The organism is Albidovulum sp., from assembly GCF_049646345.1.
Taxonomy (GTDB): Bacteria; Pseudomonadota; Alphaproteobacteria; order Rhodobacterales; family Rhodobacteraceae; genus Albidovulum.
This window is the reverse complement of record NZ_JBARVQ010000892.1, coordinates 1-4,155: the sequence shown is the minus strand read 5'-3', so window position 1 is coordinate 4,155 and position 4,155 is coordinate 1. Positions and strand designations below refer to the sequence as shown.

The 4,155-nt window shown below is 63.8% G+C and carries 5 protein-coding genes; 2 read left to right on the top strand and 3 right to left on the bottom strand.

Annotated elements, in window-relative coordinates:
* The 3 genes from WBB85_RS23285 to WBB85_RS23275 form a co-directional block, all read right to left on the bottom strand.
* Positions 1-606 (bottom strand): fructose-bisphosphatase class II family protein (locus WBB85_RS23285; RefSeq protein WP_432640942.1); only part of this gene is annotated, 606 nt, incomplete at its 3' end.
* Between the two features lie 76 nt (positions 607-682).
* Positions 683-1,969, bottom strand: coding sequence for a homoserine dehydrogenase (locus WBB85_RS23280; protein ID WP_432640941.1), 1,287 nt, complete (start codon positions 1,967-1,969; stop codon positions 683-685).
* A gap of 405 nt (positions 1,970-2,374) precedes the next feature.
* A complete protein-coding gene (locus WBB85_RS23275; RefSeq protein ID WP_432640940.1) occupies positions 2,375-2,617 on the bottom strand; it encodes a hypothetical protein in 243 nt (80 codons plus the stop codon).
* 107 nt (positions 2,618-2,724) lie between these two features.
* On the opposite strand from WBB85_RS23275, the gene WBB85_RS23270 reads away from it, so the two are divergent.
* Positions 2,725-3,312, top strand: a complete 588-nt coding sequence (locus WBB85_RS23270) for a TetR/AcrR family transcriptional regulator (RefSeq protein WP_432640939.1) — start codon at positions 2,725-2,727, stop codon at positions 3,310-3,312.
* A gap of 76 nt (positions 3,313-3,388) precedes the next feature.
* A partial coding sequence (locus tag WBB85_RS23265; RefSeq protein ID WP_432640938.1) for an alpha/beta fold hydrolase occupies positions 3,389-4,155 on the top strand: 767 nt, incomplete at its 3' end.

The following is a 4,155-nucleotide window of genomic DNA, read 5'->3' as shown; positions in this document are numbered from 1 at the left end:
GTGGATGACGCCCGCGACGTCGCCATCGGTGATCAGCCGGATTGCGGCCCCGGTGGCGCGGATCTCGGTCACGATATCTTCGTGCCGGGGGCGTTCGAGCACGCAGACGGTGATATCACTCGGCTTGCATTGCTTGGCCTTGGCAAGGGCCTCAACACGCTCGGTCGGGCTCATCTCAAGGCTGACCACATCCTTTGGCAGGCCGGGGCCCACCGCCAGCTTGTCCATATAGACGTCGGGCGCATGCAGAAGCGTGCCGCGCGGGGCCATGGCGATTACGGTCAGCGCGTTCGGCATATCCTTGGCGGTCAGCGTCGTGCCCTCAAGCGGGTCAAGCGCGATATCGACCTCGGGCCCGCTACCGGTGCCCACTTCTTCACCGATATAAAGCATCGGTGCCTCGTCGCGCTCGCCCTCGCCGATGACGACGGTACCCTTGATGTCGAGAAGGTTGAGCTGGTCGCGCATCGCGTTGACGGCAGCCTGGTCGGCGGCCTTTTCATCGCCGCGCCCGATCAGGCGGGCAGAGGCATGGGCTGCGGCTTCGGAAACCCGGGCGAGGCCCAGTGAAAGCATACGGTCGTGGAATTCCTGGGCATTGGCCATGGTCTGTTCCTGTAATATCGGTTTCGTGCATCTAGCCGGTCAGGGCCCTGTGGGGCAAGGCCCCGGGCCCTGCCGGTCAGACGGTTTCGATGCGGATCGCCACGGGGTCGCCGATCACGACACCGGTTGCTGGCAGGCGTTTGAACGCGTGATCGACCGCGTCGCGGGTCGTCTTGTGGGTGACGATCAGCACCGGGGCGTCGGTATCGGCATGGCCGTATTGTCGCATCCGGTCGATGGAAACGCCTTCTTCGCCCAGGATTGTTGCGACCTTGGCCAGTGCGCCCGGTTTGTCGGACAGCTCCATCCGCAGATAATAGGGGGCGGGCGCATTGGCCCTGGCAGGCACCGGATCGACCAGCGAGGTTGCGGGCTGGCCGAAGGTCGAGACCCGGCAGCCGCGCGCAATCTCGACGATATCGGCCATCACCGCCGAGGCGGTCGGGCCTTCGCCCGCGCCGGCACCGCGCAGCACGATCTGGCCGACACTGTCGCCTTCAAGGACGACCATATTGGTACCGCCCTGCAATTGGCCCAGCGGGCTGTCGGCGGGCACAAGGCAGGGCGACATGCGTTGCTCAAGACCCCGGCCCGTCATCTGCGCCACACCCAGCAGTTTGATGCGGAACTCCATATCCGCCGCGCGGCGGATATCGTCGATGGAGATGCGGCCGATCCCTTCCAGTTCGACTGCGTCGAACGAGACCTTGGTGCCGAAGGCGATAGAGGCCAGAAGGCTCAGCTTGTGGCCCGCATCGATGCCGCCGACGTCGAGATTGGGGTCGGCCTCCAGATAACCAAGCTGCCGGGCCTCTTCGAAAACCTCGGCGTACGGCAGGCCCGCATTTTCCATCCGGGTCAGGATATAGTTGCAGGTGCCGTTCATCACGCCCATGACGCGGCGGATCTCATTGCCCGCAAGCCCTTCGGTCAGCGCCTTGACGACCGGAATGCCACCGGCAACGGCGGCCTCAAAGCGGATCACGCGGCCCTTGGCCTCGGCCGCCTCGGCCAGTGCCTGACCATGGACAGCCAGCAATGCCTTGTTGGCGGTGACCACATCCTTGCCTGCGGCGATGGCCGCTTCGATCGAGGTCTTGGCGGTGCCGTTTTCGCCGCCCATCAGTTCGACGAAGACATCGACATCGTCGCGGGTGGCAAGTGCGACGGGATCGTCCTCCCACGCATAGGAGGACAGATCGGCATCACGGTTCTTGGTGCTGCTGCGGGCCGAGACGGCCGAGATTGCAATCTCGCGCCCGGTGCGGCGGGCCAGAAGGGCCGCATGGTTCTGCACGATCTTGACGGTGCCAATGCCCACGGTGCCGAGGCCGGCGATGCCGAGACGCAGGGGGGTAGACATGGGATACTCCGTCAACAGGGGCGGCCTTGGGCCGGTCCCGGCGGTGTTAGCCTGTCGCGCCGGGGCTTGCAACGTATGGCGCGGCCGTGGCCGTGTTCCAGTCCTGCTTTATGCTGCCTGGACAGCGCGGCGCTCAGAAAGAAGCACCAATGCCCGGGAACAAGGCGCGCGGAACGCGCGCCGCCGGGCAGCGCCCGACCGCCCCCTGGGCGGGCGCTCCTGCGACGTTTCAAGAAGAGCTGAGGTCGGATGTGGTGGCACGATAAAGTGTCCAACTCAAACACAGCAGCGCCCACCCGCGATCGGGCACTGCCCGGCTCCCAACGATCACAAAGGGCTCGTAGCGAAAAAACGCCTGACTGCGGTGCAAGTTGCGCCCGCAACATGCCAGCAGGTACCCCGAAATCAGATCTCTGCCTGTGCCAGCGCGGCTGCCCGCGCCTTGAGGGCTGCGGCGCGTGCCTCCAGCTCTTCGGTCGGGTCCGGAGTTTCAGGGGCACCGGGTTGCAGGATGTCGTCCGTCGGCATCAGCGCGGGCCAGTCGGCCCGGGCAGGTTCCGTCAATTTGCTCTGTTTGAGGCCAGGTATTGCGCCGCAGCCCGCGAGGGTCGCGCAAAGCAGGGCGGTAAGAAGGGGCGCGGTGCGCATCGGGACCTCCAGCAAGCGCGGCGACTTTAATCCCGCAAGGCAGGCAGGCGCAAGCATCCGTGACGCTTGGCTATTGTATTGAACATGTGTTCATATACTCTTCCGCAATGGCAAGGAAAACCGGATCGCATTCTGAGATTACCGGCCCGCGCATCCGCACGGCGGCCCTGCAGCTGTTCGCCCGTCACGGGTTCGCCGCCGTTTCCATGCGCCAGATCGCGGGCGAGGTGGGGGTGCAGGCAGGCGCGCTCTATCTTTACACACCCGACAAGGAGACCCTGCTGTTCGATCTGCTGAAATCGCATATGGATGACCTGATCGGCGCTTGGGAAGGCGAGGCCAAGGGCGACACACCCCTTGCGCGTCTGGAAGCCTTCGTGCGGTTCCATATCCGCTTCAACCTGGAACGGTCGGATGCGGTGTTCCTGTCCTACATGGAACTGCGCAATCTGGGGCCGGACAATTTTGCGCGGATCGAGGCGCTGAGAAAGAACTATGAGGACCGGCTGGAGTCGATTCTGCGTGATGGCGTGGGGCAGGGCGTCTTCTCGGCGCCTGACACCAGGATCGCGACATTTGCCATCATCGCCATGCTGACAGGGGTCAATACGTGGTACCGTGAAGGCGGACGTCTCAGCCGCGAGAAGGTCGGCGATGTCTACTGGGATATGGTGCGCAAGGCCGTGACCGCCTGAGAAAAAATCTCCTTTAGGTTGTGTGTTCGGTCTGTTACCAAAATCCCCGCAACAGAAACCAACCGGAGTTCCGCCCATGCCTCATATCGATATCAACGGTGCCCGGTTGCATTATACCGATGAGGGCGAAGGCCCGGAGACGATCCTGTTTTCGCACGGGCTTCTCTTCAGTGGCGAAATGTTCGGCGATCAGGTCGCGGCCTTCAAGGATCGGTATCGTTGCGTGACCTGGGACCATCGCGGGCAGGGCCAAAGCGAGGTGACAGCGGATGGCTATGACATGGAAAGCCTGACCCGCGACGCCGAAGTGCTGATCGACCGTCTGGGGCTCGCGCCCTGCCATTTCGTCGGGCTGTCCATGGGCGGTTTCATCGGCATGCGGTTGGCTGCACGACGGCCGGAACTGGTGAAGTCGCTGACGCTGGTTGAAACCTCGGCTGACCCGGAACCCGTGGAAAACCATGGCCGCTACCGGCGGCTGAACTTCGTTGCGCGCTGGTTCGGGCTGGGACTGGTCGTGGAAAAGGTTATGCCGATCATGTTCGGAAAGACCTTTCTGAACGATCTGGCAAGGGCCGGGGAACGGAAGTTCTGGCGCGACCGGATCGTTGCCAATCACCGCATCGGCATCACCCGCGCGGTAACGGCGGTGATCGAACGGCAGGGTGTCGCGGATGAAATCGGCCGGATCACGCGGCCAACCCTGATCCTTGTCGGGGATGAGGATGTGGCGACCGTGCCCGAGAAATCCCGGCGCATGCAGGCCGCGATTCCGGGGGCGGAACTGACGATCATCGCTGGTGCCGGACATTCCTCGACGGTCGAACAGCCAAAGGCGGTGAA

Bases quoted from the DNA above. Each gene is read 5' to 3' on its own strand.
- WBB85_RS23280 (WP_432640941.1), bottom strand. From the start codon at position 1,969: ATGTCTACCCCCCTGCGTCTCGGCATCGCCGGCCTCGGCACCGTGGGC.
- WBB85_RS23275 (WP_432640940.1), bottom strand. From the start codon at position 2,617: ATGCGCACCGCGCCCCTTCTTACCGCCCTGCTTTGCGCGACCCTCGCG.
- WBB85_RS23270 (WP_432640939.1), top strand. From the start codon at position 2,725: ATGGCAAGGAAAACCGGATCGCATTCTGAGATTACCGGCCCGCGCATC.